The organism is Neobacillus piezotolerans (genome assembly GCF_003362805.1).
GTDB classification, from domain to species: domain Bacteria; phylum Bacillota; class Bacilli; order Bacillales; family Cytobacillaceae; genus Bacillus_D; species Bacillus_D piezotolerans.
Window position 1 is genome coordinate 1 of record NZ_QNQT01000012.1, and the last position, 19628, is coordinate 19628.

Annotated in this window: 21 protein-coding genes, 1 pseudogene and 1 riboswitch; of the genes and pseudogenes, 10 read left to right on the forward strand and 12 right to left on the reverse strand. The window is 43.3% G+C overall.

Features of this window, described 5'->3' with window-relative positions:
• Positions 1 to 577 precede the first annotated feature (577 nt).
• The 6 genes from DRW41_RS18980 to DRW41_RS19005 all read left to right on the forward strand — a co-directional run bounded on the left by DRW41_RS18980 (position 578) and on the right by DRW41_RS19005 (position 7680).
• Positions 578 to 1306 carry a class I SAM-dependent methyltransferase gene (locus DRW41_RS18980; RefSeq protein ID WP_115453682.1) on the forward strand — a complete coding sequence of 243 codons (729 nt, stop codon included), beginning with the start codon at positions 578 to 580 and terminating at the stop codon, positions 1304 to 1306.
• Between the two features lie 193 nt (positions 1307 to 1499).
• A riboswitch (cobalamin riboswitch) is annotated at positions 1500 to 1694 on the forward strand.
• Positions 1695 to 1848: 154 nt separating this feature from the next.
• Positions 1849 to 4125: a ribonucleoside-diphosphate reductase subunit alpha gene (locus tag DRW41_RS18985; RefSeq protein ID WP_115453683.1), complete on the forward strand. Its 2277-nt coding sequence runs from the start codon at positions 1849 to 1851 to the stop codon at positions 4123 to 4125.
• A gap of 19 nt (positions 4126 to 4144) precedes the next feature.
• Positions 4145 to 5191, forward strand: coding sequence for a ribonucleotide-diphosphate reductase subunit beta (locus DRW41_RS18990; RefSeq protein WP_115453610.1), 1047 nt, complete (start codon positions 4145 to 4147; stop codon positions 5189 to 5191).
• Positions 5172 to 5630: a flavodoxin domain-containing protein gene (locus DRW41_RS18995; RefSeq protein WP_115453611.1), complete on the forward strand. Its 459-nt coding sequence runs from the start codon at positions 5172 to 5174 to the stop codon at positions 5628 to 5630. Before DRW41_RS18990 ends, DRW41_RS18995 begins: the two co-directional genes overlap by 20 nt.
• Positions 5631 to 5719: 89 nt before the next feature.
• Positions 5720 to 6625 carry a DUF2935 domain-containing protein gene (locus DRW41_RS19000; protein WP_115453612.1) on the forward strand — a complete coding sequence of 302 codons (906 nt, stop codon included), beginning with the start codon at positions 5720 to 5722 and terminating at the stop codon, positions 6623 to 6625.
• A gap of 185 nt (positions 6626 to 6810) precedes the next feature.
• Positions 6811 to 7680 (forward strand): cation diffusion facilitator family transporter, encoded by an 870-nt coding sequence (locus DRW41_RS19005; protein WP_115453613.1) that lies wholly within the window; start codon positions 6811 to 6813, stop codon positions 7678 to 7680.
• A gap of 67 nt (positions 7681 to 7747) precedes the next feature.
• Here the strand turns inward: DRW41_RS19005 and arsC are convergent, their stop codons facing one another.
• Genes arsC through DRW41_RS19020 form a run of 3 tightly spaced genes read right to left on the reverse strand, consistent with a single transcriptional unit; the run spans position 7748 to position 9619 of the window.
• Entirely contained in the window at positions 7748 to 8170 is a 423-nt protein-coding gene (arsC, locus tag DRW41_RS19010; RefSeq protein WP_115453614.1) for an arsenate reductase (thioredoxin), read from the reverse strand.
• Positions 8171 to 8199: 29 nt separating this feature from the next.
• Positions 8200 to 9252 (reverse strand): ACR3 family arsenite efflux transporter, encoded by a 1053-nt coding sequence (gene arsB / locus DRW41_RS19015; protein WP_115453615.1) that lies wholly within the window; start codon positions 9250 to 9252, stop codon positions 8200 to 8202.
• Between the two features lie 19 nt (positions 9253 to 9271).
• A complete protein-coding gene (locus DRW41_RS19020; RefSeq protein ID WP_115453616.1) occupies positions 9272 to 9619 on the reverse strand; it encodes an ArsR/SmtB family transcription factor in 348 nt (115 codons plus the stop codon).
• Between the two features lie 280 nt (positions 9620 to 9899).
• Between DRW41_RS19020 and DRW41_RS19025 the strand changes: the two genes are divergently transcribed.
• The 4 genes from DRW41_RS19025 (at position 9900) to DRW41_RS23150 (ending at position 11544) form a co-directional block, all read left to right on the forward strand.
• Positions 9900 to 10226 carry an ArsR/SmtB family transcription factor gene (locus tag DRW41_RS19025; protein ID WP_115453617.1) on the forward strand — a complete coding sequence of 109 codons (327 nt, stop codon included), beginning with the start codon at positions 9900 to 9902 and terminating at the stop codon, positions 10224 to 10226.
• Between the two features lie 75 nt (positions 10227 to 10301).
• Positions 10302 to 10478 (forward strand): hypothetical protein, encoded by a 177-nt coding sequence (locus tag DRW41_RS23145; protein WP_181884645.1) that lies wholly within the window; start codon positions 10302 to 10304, stop codon positions 10476 to 10478.
• Between the two features lie 14 nt (positions 10479 to 10492).
• Positions 10493 to 11353: a permease gene (locus tag DRW41_RS19030; protein WP_222928860.1), complete on the forward strand. Its 861-nt coding sequence runs from the start codon at positions 10493 to 10495 to the stop codon at positions 11351 to 11353.
• Positions 11354 to 11403: 50 nt separating this feature from the next.
• Positions 11404 to 11544, forward strand: coding sequence for a hypothetical protein (locus DRW41_RS23150; RefSeq protein WP_181884646.1), 141 nt, complete (start codon positions 11404 to 11406; stop codon positions 11542 to 11544).
• Positions 11545 to 11611: 67 nt separating this feature from the next.
• Here DRW41_RS23150 and rpiA read toward each other — a convergent pair whose 3' ends face one another.
• The 9 genes and pseudogenes from rpiA to DRW41_RS19070 form a co-directional block, all read right to left on the reverse strand.
• Positions 11612 to 12316, reverse strand: a complete 705-nt coding sequence (gene rpiA, locus DRW41_RS19035) for a ribose-5-phosphate isomerase RpiA (protein ID WP_115453619.1) — start codon at positions 12314 to 12316, stop codon at positions 11612 to 11614.
• A 75-nt stretch (positions 12317 to 12391) separates the two neighbouring features.
• Positions 12392 to 13009, reverse strand: a complete 618-nt coding sequence (gene wrbA, locus DRW41_RS19040; RefSeq protein ID WP_115453684.1) for an NAD(P)H:quinone oxidoreductase — start codon at positions 13007 to 13009, stop codon at positions 12392 to 12394.
• An 81-nt stretch (positions 13010 to 13090) separates the two neighbouring features.
• Positions 13091 to 13714, reverse strand: coding sequence for an alpha/beta hydrolase (locus DRW41_RS19045; RefSeq protein WP_115453685.1), 624 nt, complete (start codon positions 13712 to 13714; stop codon positions 13091 to 13093).
• Positions 13715 to 13824: 110 nt separating this feature from the next.
• A complete protein-coding gene (locus tag DRW41_RS19050) occupies positions 13825 to 14433 on the reverse strand; it encodes a flavin reductase family protein (protein WP_115453620.1) in 609 nt (202 codons plus the stop codon).
• 22 nt (positions 14434 to 14455) lie between these two features.
• A complete protein-coding gene (locus DRW41_RS19055) occupies positions 14456 to 15394 on the reverse strand; it encodes a ring-cleaving dioxygenase (RefSeq protein WP_115453621.1) in 939 nt (312 codons plus the stop codon).
• A gap of 295 nt (positions 15395 to 15689) precedes the next feature.
• The gene (locus DRW41_RS19060) at positions 15690 to 16376 is read right to left on the reverse strand and encodes a zinc metallopeptidase (protein WP_115453622.1); all 687 of its coding nucleotides are present in this window, start codon (positions 16374 to 16376) and stop codon (positions 15690 to 15692) included.
• A 139-nt stretch (positions 16377 to 16515) separates the two neighbouring features.
• Complete coding sequence (locus DRW41_RS19065) at positions 16516 to 17619, reverse strand: AI-2E family transporter (RefSeq protein ID WP_115453623.1); 1104 nt, start codon at positions 17617 to 17619, stop codon at positions 16516 to 16518.
• A 101-nt stretch (positions 17620 to 17720) separates the two neighbouring features.
• Positions 17721 to 17957: pseudogene (locus DRW41_RS23490) on the reverse strand (hypothetical protein); the annotation flags it as partial.
• A 156-nt stretch (positions 17958 to 18113) separates the two neighbouring features.
• Entirely contained in the window at positions 18114 to 19529 is a 1416-nt protein-coding gene (locus DRW41_RS19070; RefSeq protein ID WP_115453624.1) for a SpoVR family protein, read from the reverse strand.
• Between the last annotated feature and the right edge of the window lie 99 nt (positions 19530 to 19628).

Sequence of the window (19628 nt, forward strand, 5' to 3'; positions counted from 1 at the left end):
TCCAGAAAATAAAGAGCATTGTCAAAACAAAAGAACCAATAGTCACGAACACTTCAGTGCCCATTCTTTATACAATCCTCTCTTTTTTAGAGGTACAATGCTATTTTAAATTTTCCCTCCCTCTTTTATTTCCCTATCTAGGATGTACTGTATGTATACGCAGCTTCGGACAGCCTTGTACTAAACGATTGAACCAATTCTCTTAAAATCAACTCCTATCATCCAAGTACATATACCTATCAATGACAGTTGCCTCCCTTCCATAGACGCTGCAGTCCCGTTTTTTGTAACGCGTTTGTCACACTTGTAATATTTATATTAGTTTTAAAAATTCACTCCATTTCTTAGCATCGTTTCAAGCCTCCCTGTGCCCTCTTTTTTACCGTAAAGGGAAACCCTCGACCTGCTGCCGGGAACGTTAAATTCATGAAAGTAATTATGCCAACGGCTTTATTTACTATCACGAATCCCATCCTTAAATCAAAATTAGTAACATTTCCTTAATAGCCCTGTAATGGATATAGATGGTTAAAACGCTAGAATGGAATAGTACACGATTTAGAAAGTGGGGATGATGGTGGGAAAAGCAATTTGCAGCGTCAAAGATCTTCTTTCCATGTTAGATGAGCTATTAAAGGAGGAATCGACGTTCAGTTGGGACGAATTTTATAGCAAACGTGACCGGAACGTCCCTTTTTTCAGGAACTTTCCTGACGAAAACCTCGTGGGCTATTTTAAAAAAGGGCTTTTAACCTCCGGAATTGCGCTTGAGCTTGGCTGTGGACCGGGACGCAACGCATTTTTTCTTGCCCAACAGGGCTGGAAAGTTGACGCGGTTGATGCGTCGCATGAAGCATTGGAATGGGGAATGGAAAGGGCCAGGAACCAAAAGATCGATGTGAACTTCATCCAAAGCAATATCTTCGAATTAGATGTGGCGGATGGAAATTATGATCTAGTTTATGATTCGGGCTGCTTTCATCACATTCCACCGCACCGGAGGATGAGCTACCTCGAGCTTATTGATAAAGCATTGAAGCCTGGAGGGTACTTCGGACTTACGTGCTTTGTTGAAGGGGGAGAACTTGGCGGCTCCTCCATATCGGATCTAGAAGTTTACAAACTTCGGACAATGCAGGGCGGCCTTGGCTTCACAGAAGAAAAACTGAGGCATATTTTCCGAGATTATGAGGTTATCGAAATAAGAAGAATGAGACAGGCGACTGAGGATGAACGGGTTTTTGGGGTAAACGGGCTTTTGATCGCGCTTTTCAGGAAAAGGAATGCAGCTCATCCAACTATTTGAAGATGATGAAGACGTTTTGAACGTATTTTCCCTTCGAAATGTCTTCATCGAGGATATGAAGGCAGTTTCTTCCCTGGTTAAAATTCGTATTATAAAAGTTAAGGAGTTTTTACTTGCCAACTATAATTGAATCCGATAGCATAGAGACTATATTCAACATATTGATAAAAAATTAAATAACTTAACTATATATTGTATTGCCTTGAGATTGGATGCCGTTAGGCTTAATAGGGAATCCGGTTATATTCCGGAACTGCCCCCGCAACTGTAAATGCAGACGAAATGGACGAACCACTTTACAACGTGCTTTTAAAAGGTGCCTGTAAGGGAAGGGTCCAAAGTAGAACGACGCATGAGTCAGGAGACCTGTCCATCTTCAAGCTGTTTCACTTCCTCGGGGATTGGGAAGATGAAACGATGGCAATCAGAAGGCAGGGTTTCCGTCGTTTCCCCTCTCTTTTGATGTGATCGTTTCATCCGCTCAATTTCATGGGCGGATTTTTTTATTCTAATTTTTTGGAGGGATAGGGTTGAGCAAACAGATGAAGGAAGGATATTCTGGCATCCTTGAAATCGTGGAAGCCGTAGCCGAGGAATACGGATTGGATTGCTCGCAGTTATTAAAAAAGCTGGAGGAAATGGATGTTTCAGAACAGGAAGCGACCCAGCAGTCGCTGTTGTACGCATTGAACAATATCGCAATCGATGTGCCGGACTGGACATTCGCCGCCGCCCGTTTTTACCTTGATCAATTGTATCGTGAAGCGGCAGAAAACCGTGGGTATAATCACCAGATAAAATACGGCGACTTTTACAGTCTAATAACAAAACTCACTGAAATGAACATCTATTCACCCGCACTATTAAACGCTTATTCGAAGCAGGAAATTGAAGAGCTTGCAAACGTAATAGCACCTGAAAGAGATCGGCTTTTCACTTACATAGGATTGTTTTTATTTGCCGACCGCTATCTAGCGAGAGATTACGGCCGCAGCCTGTACGAGCTCCCGCAGGAACGTTTTATGGTCATTGCCATGACACTGATGATGAAAGAAGGAAAGGCGAAAAGGCTCGAACTTGTCAAGGAAGCCTATTGGGCGATGAGCAATCTGTATATGACCGTCGCCACCCCAACCCTCTCAAATGCCGGAAAAAATTACGGTCAGCTGTCTTCCTGTTTTATCGATACTGTTGAGGACTCACTTGATGGCATCTACCTGAACAACTGGGATATCGCCCGCTTGAGCAAGGATGGAGGCGGAATCGGCATTTATTTTGGAAAGGTTCGGGCCCTTGGTTCCGATATTAAAGGCTTCAAAGGCATGTCTTCGGGCGTTGTCCCGTGGATTAGGCTAATCAATGATACAGCTGTTAGCGTTGACCAGCTTGGACAACGGCAAGGCGCGATTGCTATTTACTTAGATATTTTCCATAAGGATATCATGAATGGATTCCTCGATTTAAAAACGAACAATGGGGATGAAAGAAGGAAAGCCCATGATATCTTTACCGGCGTCGCCATTCCTGACCTTTTCATGGAAAAGCTGATGGAGACGGATGAAAACGGCAGAAGCATCGGCGAATGGCATACCTTCTGCCCCCACCAGGTGAAGCAGCTCATGGGCTGGCGGGATCAGGAAGGGCGTCCGCTTGGTCTAGAAGACTTTTATGACGAAAGAGACAGACGGCTTTTCACCGAAAAATATTACGAAGCGGCGAACAATCCGCTGCTCCCCCGAAAAACATACCGTGCGATGGATATTATGGCGAGGATTATGGTCGCACAGCTTGAAACAGGCACCCCTTATATGTTTTACAGGGATGAAGTGAACAGGCAAAACCCAAACAAGCACCTCTCCGGGGAAGGCAGAACTTCTGTATATTGCAGCAATTTATGCACGGAAATTGCCCAGAATATGTCTCCTACAACGATTGTAAATGAATACATGAACGAAGATGGGGACATGGTGATTGTCCGAAGGCCAGGTGATTTTGTCGTCTGTAACCTCTCATCGGTCAATCTATCAAAAGCCGTACCGTTGGAAATCCTTGATAGGCTTATTCCAATTCAGGTGAGAATGCTTGATAATGCAATCGATTTAAATACAATCCCTGTCGGGCAAGCCCAGCTAACGAACAAAAAATTCCGGGCCGTTGGTCTTGGAACATTCGGATGGCACCATCTTCTCGCTATTAGGGGAATCCACTGGGAAAGCGGGGAAGCTGTTGACTATGCGGATAAACTTTATGAAGACATCGCCTACCACACAATATACGCATCAATGGAACTTGCTAAGGAAAAAGGCTACTACAGCAAGTTCCCGGGATCCGAGTGGGAAACAGGTAAATATTTTGAACGCCGGAACTACTCGTCCAAGCGCTGGTCCGAGCTTAAAGAGGAAGTCCGGAAAAATGGCATCCGCAACGGCTGGCTGATGGCGGTTGCCCCGAACTCATCGACTGCCAAAATCGGCGGCTCGACAGATGGAATCGACCCTCTTTATTCCGTTGAATACGCGGAGGAAAAAAAGAATTTCAAATTCAAGGTCACCGCTCCCGATCTGAACCATATTACCTATAGCTTTTACAGGCGGGCCAGGCATGAACTGGACCAGGCATGGAGCATTAGGCAAAATGCGAAAAGGCAGCGCCATATTGACCAGTCGATTAGCTTCAATCTGTACGTAAGGCATGATATTAAGGCAAAAGATTTGCTGAACCTGCATATGGAGGCGTGGAAACAAGGCCTAAAGACCACCTATTATGTACGGAGCACGTCACAGGAGGAAATCCAGGAATGCGAAGCGTGCCATAGCTAATGACGAAAGGAGAACCATGATGGAAATTTATTCACCCTTACAAAAGAGCAAACTATTAAACCACGATGAACCCAACCGCTCAACAGGAATCATTAACGGACATTCATCTGGGCTGCTGAACTGGAATGATATTGCCTATCCGCAAATGTATGATTTGTACCAAACTCTCCTGTCCAACTTTTGGAAGGCCCAGGAAATCAACATGCAAGATGACATTAAGCAATGGGATTCACTTTCGGCTATCGAAAAGGAAATATTCCTCCGGGTTAATACGCAGCTTGCTTCGCTCGACAGCCTGCAAACCCCGACGATGAGCCAAGTGATGGATTATGTAACAGATTCAAGCTTTAAAGCGATTTTTGCGGTCATTTCCCAGCAGGAAGCCGTTCATAATGAATCGTATTCTTATATTTTGAGTTCATTGGTGCCTCTGAGTGAGCAGAATAGAAGGTTCAATGAAGCAAAGGCGGATCCGATTGTCCAAAAAAGGAACCAGCTGATTCTGAATGCTTATGAACAATTCCGGCAAACCCCTTCGCCGCAGCATCTATTTGAGCTTGGGGTCAATTCGATCATTTTGGAGGGAATCTATTTTTACGCGGGGTTCGCATTCTTTTATAATCTAGCGCGACAGCAAAAAATGCTGAAAACAAGCACGATGATCAGCTATATCCAGCGTGATGAAATGCAGCATGCCTATTTTATTTCCCAATTCATCCGGATTCTCCTCGCCGAAAATCCACAACTTAATACAGAAAAGAATGTACAGTATATTTACGGGTCAATCAGTAAAGCGGTTGAGCTTGAAAAGAAGTGGGCAGGCGCAATCCTAAAGGATATTAACGGGATTAATCTTGCTGAATTCGAAGGCTATGTCGAGTATTTGGCCAATAAACGGCTTCGCCAGCTTGGATTAAAAAACCTCTATGAGGACATAGACAATCCGATGCCTTGGATACATGTATTCAGTGATGAAATGATAAACGAAACCAAATCTGATTTTTTCGAACAAAAATCACGCACATATACGAAGGTTACCCAATCAAATGGCTTTGACGAATTGTGATACCAGAATTGGGATTGTCTACACTTCTGTAAGCGGAAATACAAAAGATTTAGCGGAGTGTTTGAAAACCGGTTTTCTACAATGCGGCCTTTCCCCTATCCTTGGTGAAGCTAGAGGGTTCCCATTTGAAAAACTGAAAGACTTCGATGCTATCATAATCGCCACCTACACCTGGGGAAATGGTGAAATTCCCGGCAGTATGCGGCCGGTTTATGAGGCATTTGAACAACAGAATTTAAAAAACATCGTTACAGGGATTGCTGGGACCGGCGACAGATTTTACCCAAACTTTTGCGGAGCGGTGGATGTTTTCAGGGATATGCTGTATGTACGGACAACACTTGCAGCGTCATTGAAGGTTGAACTTGCGCCCCAGGATTCAGATTTCCCCCGTTGCATTCGATTTGTTGAGAGCATTCTTAAACGGCTAGGGCAATAATCAATATGCTTCTCATTATAAGGGCTTAAACATATTCCCCCGCCCACTCAAATATGATGAATAGTGAAATGGAATATGGGGGGGAGAGCATGCAAAATCAGCCGCAATTACCCGGACATGTGAGCAGCGGCCAATTCAGCCAAATGCTGGTGCCGCCAGAATCATTTGCTGCCAGGCCGGAGTCGCTTACAGAGCAAATGTTTGTTGAACGCTCGATAACGGAAAACAGGTTTTGGCTCAGGATTATGAAAGAACACGCTTTGTTCCTTGGAGAAGGATTTAGCCGCAATGATACACAGCTCATTCAACAGGCAGACCGGTTCCATACGTATTTCGAACAGCAGGAACGCAAGGCATATCAAGTCCCAAATAACGTATCACTTGTAAGGAAGTTGAACGAAGAAAGTATTGAATTAGTCAATGGTTTCCGGAATTTCAAAAGAAATCTTCTCATCCTAATCATCAATTGCAAGGTAAGTGGCTTTAACTTTCCTCTGCTCGTTGACCATATCGCACGTGAAGCTGAATATTTTATGAGGACGCTTCAAAAGTTCAATGATGGAATACTGGACCCTATCCAGGACGCGATTATCAGCGAGAATGTCTTTTGGCTAAAAATAATGATGGAACATTCACGCTTTATCTCTGCATTGCTTGATCAATCCGAACGGAATCTCGTCAATGCTGCGCGGAAATTCGGGGATGACTTCGAAGTTTTGCTTAACCAGGCACGTGATGTTGAGTCTATGTTATACCGAAAACAGCCCACTTATCCAATCATTGGAAAATTGAATAAAGACAGCGAAAGTGCGACAACGGAATTAAGGGCGTTCAAGAAAGCGGGATTGGACTTTATCCAGGCTTGCCAAATCCGCAATGTCATTAACCCATTATTGGCGGACCACGTTCTCCGCGAAGCCGACCACTTCCTCTTTATGATTCATATATTGGAGCAAAGGCTGAATGCCAAAAAAATGGCCGAACAGCAAATGTGAATAATCGGAAAAAGCCAACAAATTCTGTTGGCTTTTTCTCTGCATTGAATTCCCCTTTATTTTCCCCGGGTAAACTTTCTTGACCATGCCTTATTTAGTTAAAAACACACAAAACTCTTGCCCTAGACCCACACGACTCCTGGATGTTATGGTTATTTAGGAGTTTAAATTGGGGGATGGATTCGATGGAAGAACAGAAGTATAAAGATTTAAAATTAGGGGAACGTGGTGCGATTATCAGCATCGCGGCCTATATCATACTCTCCTGTTTGAAGCTGCTCATTGGGTATATGAGCGATTCCGAAGCGCTGAAAGCGGATGGTTTAAATAATACGACGGATATCATTGCATCAATCGCAGTTCTGATTGGGCTTAAAATTTCCCAAAAGCCGGCGGATGAAAATCATAAATATGGCCACTGGAAAAGTGAGACGATCGCATCAATGGTAGCTTCCTTTATTATGGGTGCCGTGGGCTTCAAGGTTTTTAGTGACGGATTCACCTCCATGTTTGAAAGCGGCAAAGAGTCCCCGGATATTATTGCGGCTTTCACTGCTCTTATCTCCGCAATCGCTATGTATTTTGTTTACCGGTACAATAGCAGGCTTGCCTTGAAAATTAATAGCAGCTCCGTGATGGCCGCCGCTAAAGACAATCTCTCGGATGCCTGGGCCAGTATTGGAACTGCAATAGGAATTTTCGGTTCCCAACTGAACATGCCCTGGCTGGATACGGTTACAGCAATGGTTGTGGGGCTATTGATTTGTAAGACAGCCTGGGATATTTTCAGACAAGCCTCCCATGAACTGTCAGATGGTTTTGATGAAATGAAGCTCGAAACCTATAAGGAGATTATTTTAAATATTAAAGATGTAAAGGGAATAAAGGAAATTAAGGGCCGGAATTACGGCAATAACGAAGTCATTGATTGCGTGATTCTTGTAAATTCAGCTCTTGGAATCAAAGAGGCCCATGATATCGCAACCCTTGTTGAAAAAATAATGATGGAAGAGCACGGCGTTTACGATGTCCATGTGCATGTTGAACCACTTTGAAGTCATGTCTATTATTTGTTCCATAGAAAAATGCTCAGGACCCTTCCTGAGCATTTTCCTTTCCTATTCATTTGCCCGTTTCGGCGAATCTCTTGATTCTCTCCCCGATTTCATCTCTGACGCGCGTGAAAAATGCCCATTTTTCCGCAACCGTCCCTTCAGCCTTTGCAGGATCATCAAATCCCCAGTGCACCTTGTTTACATGTGGGGGAGTAACTGGGCAATTGTCAGCCGCATGGCCGCAAAGTGTTACAATCAAGTCCGCATTGTTCAGTATCTCATGGTCAATGGTATCCGATGTTTGTTTTGAAATGTCAATTCCGGCTTCCTCCATTGCTTTCACGGCATTCGGGTTTAGGCCATGTGCTTCAAGGCCGGCACTTTTTACTTCCCACTCATCGCTATCCAAATATTTTATGGCCCAGCCTTCCGCCATTTGGCTGCGGCACGAATTCCCTGTACACAAGAAATAAATCGTCTTTTTAGCCATATCGTACACCTGCCTTTTTATAAATGAATTTAAACCGTTTCTGCTTTAAAATACTTCCGTTTGAACCAATAGGCGACATTTACAAGGGCAATCATCACTGGTACTTCTACAAGCGGCCCAATGACTGCAGCGAATGCAATGCCGGAATGGATGCCGAATACTCCCACCGCAACCGCGATTGCAAGTTCAAAGTTATTCGACCCAGCGGTAAAAGCCAGTGTAGTCGTCACGGGATAGCTGGCCCCTATCTTTCTCCCCATAAAGAAGGAGACGAAGAACATAACTATAAAATATATTAATAACGGTATTGCTATTCGTACAACATCAAGAGGAAGGGTTACAATTTTATCCCCTTTGAGCGAAAACATCACAATGATTGTAAACAACAAAGCAAGCAAGGTTACCGGACTTATTTTCGGGATAAAAACTTTCTCGTACCACTGGCGGCCTTTCACTTTCACAAGGATTAACCGCGTCAACATCCCCGAAATAAACGGAATTCCAAGATAAATGAATACTGATTTTGCCACTTCCGCCATCGTGATATCAACAATTGCCCCCTCCAGGCCAATCCATTTGGGGAGAACGGTCACAAAGAAGTAAGCATAAACGGAGAAGAATAACAGCTGGAACACAGAGTTAAACGCAACCAATGCCGCTGCGTATTCTGCATCTCCTTTCGCCAGGTCGTTCCAAACAATGACCATTGCAATACATCTAGCGAGTCCAATGATGATAAGGCCTATCATGTATTCAGGCTTATCAGGCAAGAAAATGATAGCCAATACAAACATAAGCGCGGGGCCAATAATCCAATTTTGAACGAGCGAAAGCCCAAGTACTTTCACATCCTTGAACACACGGCCCATTTCCTCATATCTTACTTTCGCAAGCGGCGGATACATCATCATAATCAATCCGACCGCTAGCGGAAGGGATGTTGTGCCGATCTGCATACTGTTAAGTCCTTCCACAAAACCCGGATAGACATTTCCAAGAAGGATGCCAAGTGCCATGGCGAAGAAAATCCACAGCGTAAGGTATCGATCAAGGAAGGATAACCGCTTTTTTTCAGATCTCATTCCATAATCTCCTATCTGTTCAGCAGCCGCAACGCATTGTTGGGCTGCTTTTAATGATATGTTCCATTTTTTCCGTCTGTTCTGGAACAAATTCCAGGACACTTTCCATAAGAGGATATGCATTGCTGTTTTTATTGAGTGAATAATAAATCCACTGGCCTTTCCGTTCCTCTTTTACAAGGCCGGCATCCTTTAGCTTCCTTAAGTGCTGGCTGATAGATGGCTGGCTCATGTCGAAAACCTCCAAAAGTTCGCATACGCACAGATCACGTATATTCAATAGAGCCATGATGGTTAGCCGTGTCTTGTCCCCAAGAAGCTTTAGGACAAGAGAAGTTTGTTCAATTTCGATTTTGGTATTCAGCATCACGTCATCCTCCATTCACCTAATTAGAATATAATTATTTACTTATATACACAATTGAAAATTGTGACTTTAACATATATTTAACATTTCATTTGTCTTTTGCTATGAATCCATGGGTTAACGACATGAAAATAATCCCCTTAATGATTTTCGTAACGAGTTGGAGTTTTGGATTGTGTCGAAAATTAATCAAAAAAAATTGATTTTATTTGTTGCAATCAGGAAATGATGGGATTATAATACAATTAATCAAAAATATTTGATGAAAAGGAGATGCCAAATGGAAAAGACAATTCCGCTGACCGATGTTTCCCTGCAGGATACTTTTGCAGCTTACGAGCAAAAATTCAAAGCACTCGCCGACCAAAAAAGGCTGCAGATTTTAAACTTGCTTTGCCAGCAGGAATCAATCTGTGTTTGCGATTTAGCGGACATGATCGACATGCAGCAATCAAAGCTATCATACCACTTGAAGATTCTGCTTGACGCCGATTTGATCTTGAAGGAAACGAAAGGCACCTGGAGCTATTACACCATAAACCAAAAGGAAATCAATCACTTGCTGTCACCTGAGTTATGCTGCCTGTTCAGGCCTACGTGCTGTTAGGCCTTCAGGCCCGGATTATAAATCAAGTTTTTTTGATAATTAAATCAACTTTATTTGATTAAGGAGGAATATACAATGACAATGTACGATATTGAACTGATGGTTGAAGTAAAACATCGGGAAATTGAAGAGAACGCAAAGGACGCCTGGAAATATTCCGTTCTGAAGGAAGAAAAAGACCTTTTCCGATTTTTTAAAAAGAAAAAACCGCAAGCAAAGATTCACGATACCCCATGCTTGTGCGAGGCATAGGAGGCTAAGTAATGATGGACTTTTTAAAAAGTTTTCTTGGAATCGCGGCCGAACTGACCATCCTTTTTATTATAATCAGCTTTGTCATCAGCCTCCTTCAAGGCTATATTCCATATGAGAAAATTGAAAGGGAGCTGACTGGAAGCAATAAATTCAGTGCAAGCATCATCGCCATTGTTTTCGCTTTTATCACACCATTTTGCTCTTGTTCCACTATCCCGGTTGTTGTCAACATGCTGAAGAATAGGATTCCATTTTCAATCACAATGGTCTTCCTATTCGCCTCGCCAGTCCTGGATCCAACAATCCTGACAATCATGGGAGTCGTCATGGGATGGAAAGTAACGGTTCTTTACACATTAATCACTTCTATGTTTTCAATTTTAATCGGTTATACGCTCGATAAACTCGGGTTTGAACGATATGTGAAAAATGTTGTGATGAAGGGATATGAGCAATCAAACGAGAAATTCAACTGGAAGTACGCGGTGGGCGAAACACTTTCCCTTATGAAAAGTGTCTACCCTTATTTGCTGATTGGGGCTCTTATCGGGGCGGCGATTCATGGGTTGGTTCCAACACACTTTATCACTGAATGGTTTGGACAGGACAATTGGTGGTTAATACCAATCGCGGCCATCGTGGGCATTCCTTTGTATATTCGTTTATCAAGCATGATCCCAATCTCCCAGATCTTGATTGCAAAAGGTATGGCACTTGGCCCTGTTATGGCGCTCATGATTTCTTCCGCCGGTGCAAGCCTTCCGGAGGTTGTTCTTTTAAAGTCGATCTTCCGCAAACAGCTTGTCATCGCGTTTATTCTTTCTGTCATTACAATGAGCACCGTCTCAGGTTTTATATTCTTCTTGGTTTGATACGACCTTTATATCAAAAATTATTAATTTATACAAGGAGGTGAACAGGAATGCTTGATTTCATTAAGAAATTCCTAGGACAGAACCCAGATGCCGATTGCTGTTCTATAGAAATTACAGAGGTTGAAGATGATCAAAGCAAAGGTGAGCTCTGCTGTAACAGCCAATCCAATAAAAAATGCTGCAAGTAAGGAATTCATTTTGGTACCTATATGTTTTATAGGTGCCTTTTCCTTTTCATTTCGAAATAACCCTTCATTATTCGCAGGCTTTTTCCATTGATGAATTGTGTTGCTTTCGCTCCCTGAGTATTACCTCTTTGTTTTTATCAACTGTTATCACCATATCTGCCATCCCTATAAAAAGGCCATTATCCACTACGCCTGGGATCATATTCAAGTTATTCTCCAATTCATTTGGCGCCAATATTTTTGGACAAGCGCAGTCGAGTATATAGTTCCCGTTGTCTGTAATAAAAGGGGCGCCATTAGCCATTCTTAATTCAGGATGGATTCCGAGCTTTTGAATATGCCTTTTCGTCGCCTTCATCACAAAAGGGACAATTTCGACCGGTAATGGAAAAGAGCCAAGCTGGTCGACCAATTTTGTGGAATCCGCTACAATGATTAATTTCTTTGCAGCTTTGGCAACTATTTTTTCCCTTAATAGCGCACCACCGCCGCCTTTGATTAAATCTAAGCTGCCGCTGACTTCATCAGCGCCATCAATAGCTATATCAATTTGATCTATTTCATCAAATGATGTTAATGGGATGTTCAGTTCTTTTGCTAATTTTTCTGTTTGTACTGATGTTGGAATTCCTTTAATTGATAACCCCTGCTGAACAAGCTTTCCAAGTAAACTCAAGGTGTAAAAAACCGTGGAGCCTGTTCCCAATCCAACTACCATATCCTTCTTTACAAATTCAACTGCTTTTTCTCCTACAGCTTGTTTTTCATTCAAAACTTACACTTCCCCATTAATAAATTCAATAGCAAAAGAGCTAATCAAACAAAATTTGATTAGCTCCATACAACATTATTGATTTGCTTTTTTTACCCACTCCGCAACCATAACGGTGCGTTTTGCCTGGTGTTTAACAGCTGGCTCTGCCTGGGCAGCATCTTTCATTTTCCCATCTTCGCCGACTGAGACACTAGTTCCATATGGATTGCCGCCGGCGCCGAATAATACTGGATCCGTATAGCCTGGAGGTACGATAATTGCTCCCCAGTGCATCATCGACGTATAGAGCGAAAGGATTGTTGCTTCCTGCCCGCCATGAGCATTTTGGGCCGATGTCATCGCACTGACAACTTTGTTAACCGTTTTGCCGGTTGCCCATAATCCTCCTTGAGTATCAAGAAACTGCTTCATTTGGGAAGGCATATTGCCAAATCTTGTCGGAACGCTGAAGATGATTGCATCGGCCCATTCAAGATCGTCAGATGTTACAACCGGAATATCCTTCATTGCTTCCGTCGTGCGCTTCCACACTTCATTTCCCTGTACGACGGATTCAGGGGCCAATTCCTGAACTTTCAATACCCTTACGTCGGCGCCGGCTTCTCTGGCGCCTTCCTCGGCCCACTTCGCAAGCTGTAGGTTTGTGCCACCCATGCTGTAAAAAATGACTGCTAGTTTGACATTTGACAATTTTTCTTCCTCCCTATTTTTTGATTTTCCAAATAATCTGGATAAAAATCCCATCTTCGCATCACCCTTTATTATATTACCCTAATTATTTCTTTTCATTCCAATACCCTTTCGAAACCAATCAGCAGCCGCCTCGACTTCTGATAAAGTCAGTTGATGCCCATGATTTTCCCAATGAACCTCAACCTTTGCATTCGCCTTTTCCAATAACGACTGGAGTTCAGCTGATTCGGTTGGTGAACAGATGGGATCGTTTGTCCCTGCCGCAATGAATACCGACTTTCCTGACAAATCAGGCAGTTCGATGCCACGCAACGGTACCATTGGATGATGGAGGATCGCTCCCTTCAACGCATGCTGGAAATGGAATAATAAACTTGCGGCTATATTGGCTCCATTGGAGTAGCCTATCGCAACGATGTTGCCACGGTCAAACCCATAGTTTTTGGCGGCCTCATCAAGAAATTCATTCAGTTCCTTGGTTCGGAAAATAAGGTCCTCTTCATCGAAAACACCTTCCGCCAATCTCCTGAAGAAACGCGGCATTCCATTTTCCAAAACATTTCCGCGGACACTCAATACAGAAGCCTCATCGTCAATTCTTCCCGCAAGCGGAAGCAAGTCCAATTCATTTCCCCCTGTGCCATGAAGCAAGAGCAAAGTCGGTCTCGTTGCATCTGTCCCTTTGTTAAAAATATGTTTCATTTTTTCTCCCTCCAAAACGAACCTCCACAAGTGGCATGGTTTCTATAAATTCTTTTTTCTTAAAAAGTATACCCTGCTTGGTTAATTCCAATCCGGGCTGAGAAATGAGCCTATTCAGGCCGCTCAATCGAAAAGATCTCACCGACTTTGGCATAATTTGTCCCTGCCAACCGGCTGACAGCGGCCAAGCCCTTTGGATCAATTCTTCCGTTTTCATAAATGTCATGTTCAATATGAAATTGAACAACTCTCCCTATGATCAGGTCGCATCCTGCCGAATTTCCATCACCCAGTTCCAAGGATCGCTCCAATTTACATTCCATCCTAATCTTGGCTTCCTTAACTCCAGGTACTGAAACTCTGACACTATCAACCGGAGTTAAATTTGCCGCCTCAATCTCACTTTGATCAGGGGGGAAGCTTGCCGCTGTAAGATTTATTTGTTCAACATTTTGGTCATCAACGATATGAACGACAAACTCCTTGGATTCAATGATGTTCCTAGCAGTATCCTTTTGTCTTCCGCCTTGCCTTTGAATCGACAGGGATATCATCGGGGGATTGGAAGAAACAATGTTAAAGTAACTGAAGGGGGCGCCATTAAGGACCCCCTCATTTGATAAGGTAGTAACGAAAGCAATCGGCCTGGGTATGATACTCCCGATCAGGAACTTGTAATTGTCTCTTTCTGTATTTTTGGATGGATCTATAGAAAGCAATCGTATCACCCTTTTTCTTTAATCAGTCTAAATTCCTGACTTCAAACGGCAGCAGCTTCCGTTCAATTCGTTCCCTTAACTGTTCGTACCGCGAAGGAAGCATCAATTTTCCGCCCATTGTTTCCTGCGACTCATCATGGGCAAATCCGGGAGGGTCCGTCGCGATTTCAAAAAGGATTTCGCCATGTTCCCTGAAATAGATGGCATTGAAATAATTCCTGTCCTGTACAGGCGTTACGCCGTACCCATTTGAAGCAACGTATTTTTGCCAGTCCAATTGATCCTCATCATCGATAGCCCTCCAAGCAATGTGGTGGACAGTCCCTACGCCCATTTGGCCCCGTCCAGTTGGAATTGCTTTTAAATCGATGACATTTCCGATTTCGCCTGAAGAACGGAAGCGGATGAAGTCATCTGCACTGGCAACGAATTCAAGCCCCATAACTCTTTCAAGCAAGTCTGCTGTTTTATCAGGCTGAGCGGAAAAGAGAGTTGCCCCTCCAAATCCCTTAATGGCCACTTCCGGAGTAACCTCGCCGAAAGTCCATTCGTTTAGTTCTCCTTGTTCCCTTTCAACAATCTCAAGGCGCAAGCCATGGGTGTCCTCGAATTGCAGATACTTCTCGCCGAATCGCTCTGTTTTCGTAAATGGAATTTGAAACTTTTCAAGCCTCTTTTCCCAGAACTCCATGGCTCCTGAAGGGACTGCGTAAGAAGTTACCCCTACCTGTCCATCGCCAATTCTTCCTTGGTATGCACCTGCCCATGGGAAGAAGGTAATAATCGTTCCTGGCTGACCGCCGTTATTCCCGAAATAAAGGTGATACGTACCGGGATCATCAAAATTGACGGTTTGCTTAACTAGACGCAAGCCCAGTACTCCTGCATAGAAATCAACGTTTTCCTGAGGATGGCCTACTATAGCTGTAATATGATGGATTCCCATTGTTTTTTTGCTCATTTTTTTCACTCCTAAGGCTAACTATTTGATATTACATTGGGATAAAGCAAATCAAATACCTTTAATTTAAATATCTTTAATTCGAGATAATAATATCACCTGATTTTTAGTATGTCAACACCTTATCATTGAATACAGGACTGACGGAACCAGACACTCTTCCATTTAGGGTTGGAAAATGTGGGAATCAAACTCTTAGATATTCATTCATCTACTGCAGGCGAAAAGAATCTTGCTGTGGATCAGAAATATAAAGGGTACCTTCCAGTCCGGAAGGTACCCTTCACACAATGCTTTAATCTTCATCGCTGCTATTCGTAAACATCCATAAATATTCGGCTAGTTGCAAGACAGATACAAGCGTCGCGGCCACATAAGTTAAAGCAGCGGCATTCAGTACCTTACCTGCCGATCTTTCTTCATTGTTTTTAATGAAGCCCAACTTAATCATGAAATCCTTTGCCCGCTTACTTGCGTTAAATTCAACAGGTAGAGTAATTACCTGAAAAGCAACAGCCGCACTAAACGCAATTATTCCCAACAACAATAACCCCGACAGTTTAAAAAAGAATCCACCAAGCAACAAAAAAGGTGCGACGCCTGAAGAGAAATTCACTACCGGAAATAGTTTGTGCCTTGCGACAAGCATCGGGTAGTTGGTTTTATCCTGAATGGCATGTCCGATTTCATGGCAGGCAACAGACTGGGCCGCCACAGAATTCCCAAAATATACAGGCTCCGATAATCGTACTACTTTAGATATCGGATCATAATGGTCAGTTAATGAACCCTTCACACATTCAATACGTATATGCTGCAAGCCATTTTCGTCCAGCATCCGCCTTGCTGCCTCAGCCCCGGTCAAACCAGATGTTGCAGGAACATTCATATATTTGTTGAAAGTCCCTTTCACCCTGAATTGTGCCCAAAGGCTCAAACCGAAAGCCAGTAAAATTAGGATTGTCCATGGTGTAAAAAACAATGTTCATCTCTCCTTTAAGCATTTAGAACTGGTATATATACGGAGAACGACAGAAAAGGTTTCATAAAAATATTCTTTTAAAATAACAAAATGTCTTTTAAAAGGACTCAAATAGAAAAAAAGATCCTAAGCCAATGGCTTAGGACCCCACTTTTGCGATACTTTCCCTTTTTCTTGCCCTTAAGAATCTCACGAGGTTCAGGATGATTGTCTTTGTTACGGCATAGGTTGGGACAGCAAGCACCATCCCCAACACCCCTGCCAGATTGCCAGCGGCCAATAATATAATGATAATCGTCGCCGGGTGTGTATCCAATGTCTTTCCCAAAATCATCGGGGAGAGGAGATTTCCCTCAATTTGCTGTGCGATCAGGATTACAACAATCACCAGTAAAGCTTTGGTTGGGGAATCAAAAAAAGCTACCAGGACAGCCGGGGTTCCCCCTATGATTGGCCCCACATAGGGGATAATGTTTGTAAAAGCCACGATTAATGCCATGATTAGGGCATAGCGCAAATCGATGATCATATAGCCGATAAATGCCAATGTCCCCACCGACAAGGCCACAATCACCTGTCCCTGGATATACGCCGACAGGGTTTCACCCGTCTCACGGAGAATCTTTAACCCTTCGTCCCGATAATCAATCGGAATAAACTTCGATACTGCTCTCGGGAAATTTTGCCCATCCTTAAACATGTAAAACAATAAAAACGGAACCGTTACTAGTATAATTACAATATTGGTAAGGATGCCAAAAAATCCCTTTAGCCCGTTTGTCAGGGTGTTTGGGAGTGTATTGGCAAATTCAATCAGCCGCTCCTTGCCTGTCTCAATCATTTTCTGCTGCTCTTTCTTAAAGCTTTCGAACTCGGACGACTGGACAACATCATAAATATAATCGCTGGTCTTGGCGGCAATGACGGGAAGGTCATTAGCCAGCTCCGTTGCTTGCTTTGAAACAGCGGGAACCAAATTACTGATCACCAAAACGAGCAGTCCGGCAAACACGGCATATATGATTAAAATGGATGCTGTCCTTGGAAGCTTCTTGCGTTCCAGAAAATTGACGACTGGATTCAGCAGGAAATAAAGGAAACCTGTAATCAATATGGGAAAGAACACGGTCGAAAAAAAGATCCCTATCGGTTTGAAAATAAACGAGATTTTCGTAGCAACAAAAATAATCGTCATAATAAGCAAAATTTGAATCAGCCAAAATTGCAATTTAGATTTAGACAAAGTATGTACCTCTTACATTCAATTTTGGTAAAAGTATATCAAACTCCAGGGCAGATACTCAAGATTAATTGTTCGATGGAATAATTCCTGCTCTGCATGGCCTAATAGAGGGTACAAACCTTTAAACAATTTTCAAATCTTCCCGCTATGAATTCCGCATCGTTCCCCACCCCAAGCAGCAGAGCGGAACCTCTTGTATACTGCCAGTGCAAACCAATGAAGTAAAGAACTTGTAATACCCCTTTGATGTATAGGCAGCCCCTTTTCATAAAAACATGTGGAATGTGAATCCAGCTATAGTCCGACTTAAATCCCGTCGACCAAATGACATTGCTTAACCACTCTAATAGTATATTCCATAATTGCCCTATATTCAAATATTCATTTGAATGTTAAAACAAGAAATTCCGGTTTTGTTTCTCCGCATTTGTGTTCAACAATCAACCCATTAATCAAAAGAAAAGGCAGCATTTCACATGCTGCCCCCATCCCCGCTATAAATATTTTCGATGCACACCCTTCCCGTCATACGTGAACAGCATGCCCCTCTCTTCAATCATCGTTTCAATATGGACTGTCCTGCCCCAAAGCTGATAAATGTATGGAAGCACCTTTTCCAGATACTTCACATCGAGTTCGATTCCTTCAAACCAGTGTTTCAAGTAAAGCTCGCCGTTTTTCATATAATCCCCGTCGTTGACTGTAATGTACGGGAAGCCGCCATTGACGCGCATGCTGACTAGCCGGTCGCGGACCTTCTCCCACTCCTTGTCGACAATCTTGTACTCCTTCCCCTGCTTCTGGAACAAATACATATCTTCACTCATGACAAGGTCCTTGGTCAGATAATTCCTCAGGAATGAAATGTCCGAATCCATCTCCCTTACTTCGAACATTTTCTCCCGGCCGGTACCAGGCTTGACTCCGCGGCGTTTCATTTCATCGGTCGGATTATTGTAGCGCTCTTCAATGTCTTCAAAAATCTTGATGCCCAAATAATACGGGTTGATTCCCGTTTTCGAAGGCTGGACGACCCCGGCGTTCAGCTTGGCGAATTCAATGGCTTCCGAGCTTGTCAAATCCATCTCGCGGATAATCCGCTGGTGCCAGTAGGATGCCCAGCCTTCGTTCATGATTTTCGTCTCAAGCTGAGGCCAGAAATAAAGCATTTCCTCCCTCATCATCGTCAGGATGTCGCGCTGCCAAGGCTCAAGCTCCCTGCTGTACGTTTCAATGAATAGGAGTAGATCCTTTTCGGGCTTCGGAGGGAATTTCCTGGCCCTGTTTTTATTTTTCTGTTTATTTGATGGCTTGTCATCAAGCTTCCAAAGATCATCATAAGGGCTTGGCGGCCGATCCTGGCTTTCCTCTTCTTCCTCATCTTCCATTGACCAGGAAAGCTTCGGCCGCATAAGGGACGGGTCGATGTGTTCATCGATAGCCAGGACGGCATCGAGGAATGTTTCCACTTCTTTTTTTCCATGCGTGATTTCGTAATTGCGGACTCGTTCCGCGGTAGCAGCCATGCTTTCTACCATATCCCGCTTTGTATTTTGGAAACGGACATTGTTCTTGAAGAAATCGCAGTGGGCCAGGACATGGGCAACAATCAATTTATTCTGGATCAAGCTGTTGCTGTCGAGAAGGAAGGCGTAACAGGGATCTGAATTAATGACCAGTTCATAAATCTTGCTGAGGCCAAGGTCATACTGAAGCTTCATCTTGTAAAACTGTTTCCCAAAGCTCCAGTGTGAAAAACGGGTCGGCATTCCGTAGGCGCCAAACGTATAGATGATATCGGCCGGGCAAATTTCGTACCGCATCGGATAAAAGTCAAGGCCGAAGCCGCTAGCGATTTCCGTAATTTCGCCAATCGCTCGCTCCAGCTCTTTCCTGTCCTCGCTGTTCATATGGCTATTCCCCCTTTTCCTCTTACAACAATGTATGAACATACTGGGGGGATAGTTGTATTCTTTTTAAAAAAATCCCAGAAAAAAAGTGTGAAAGCA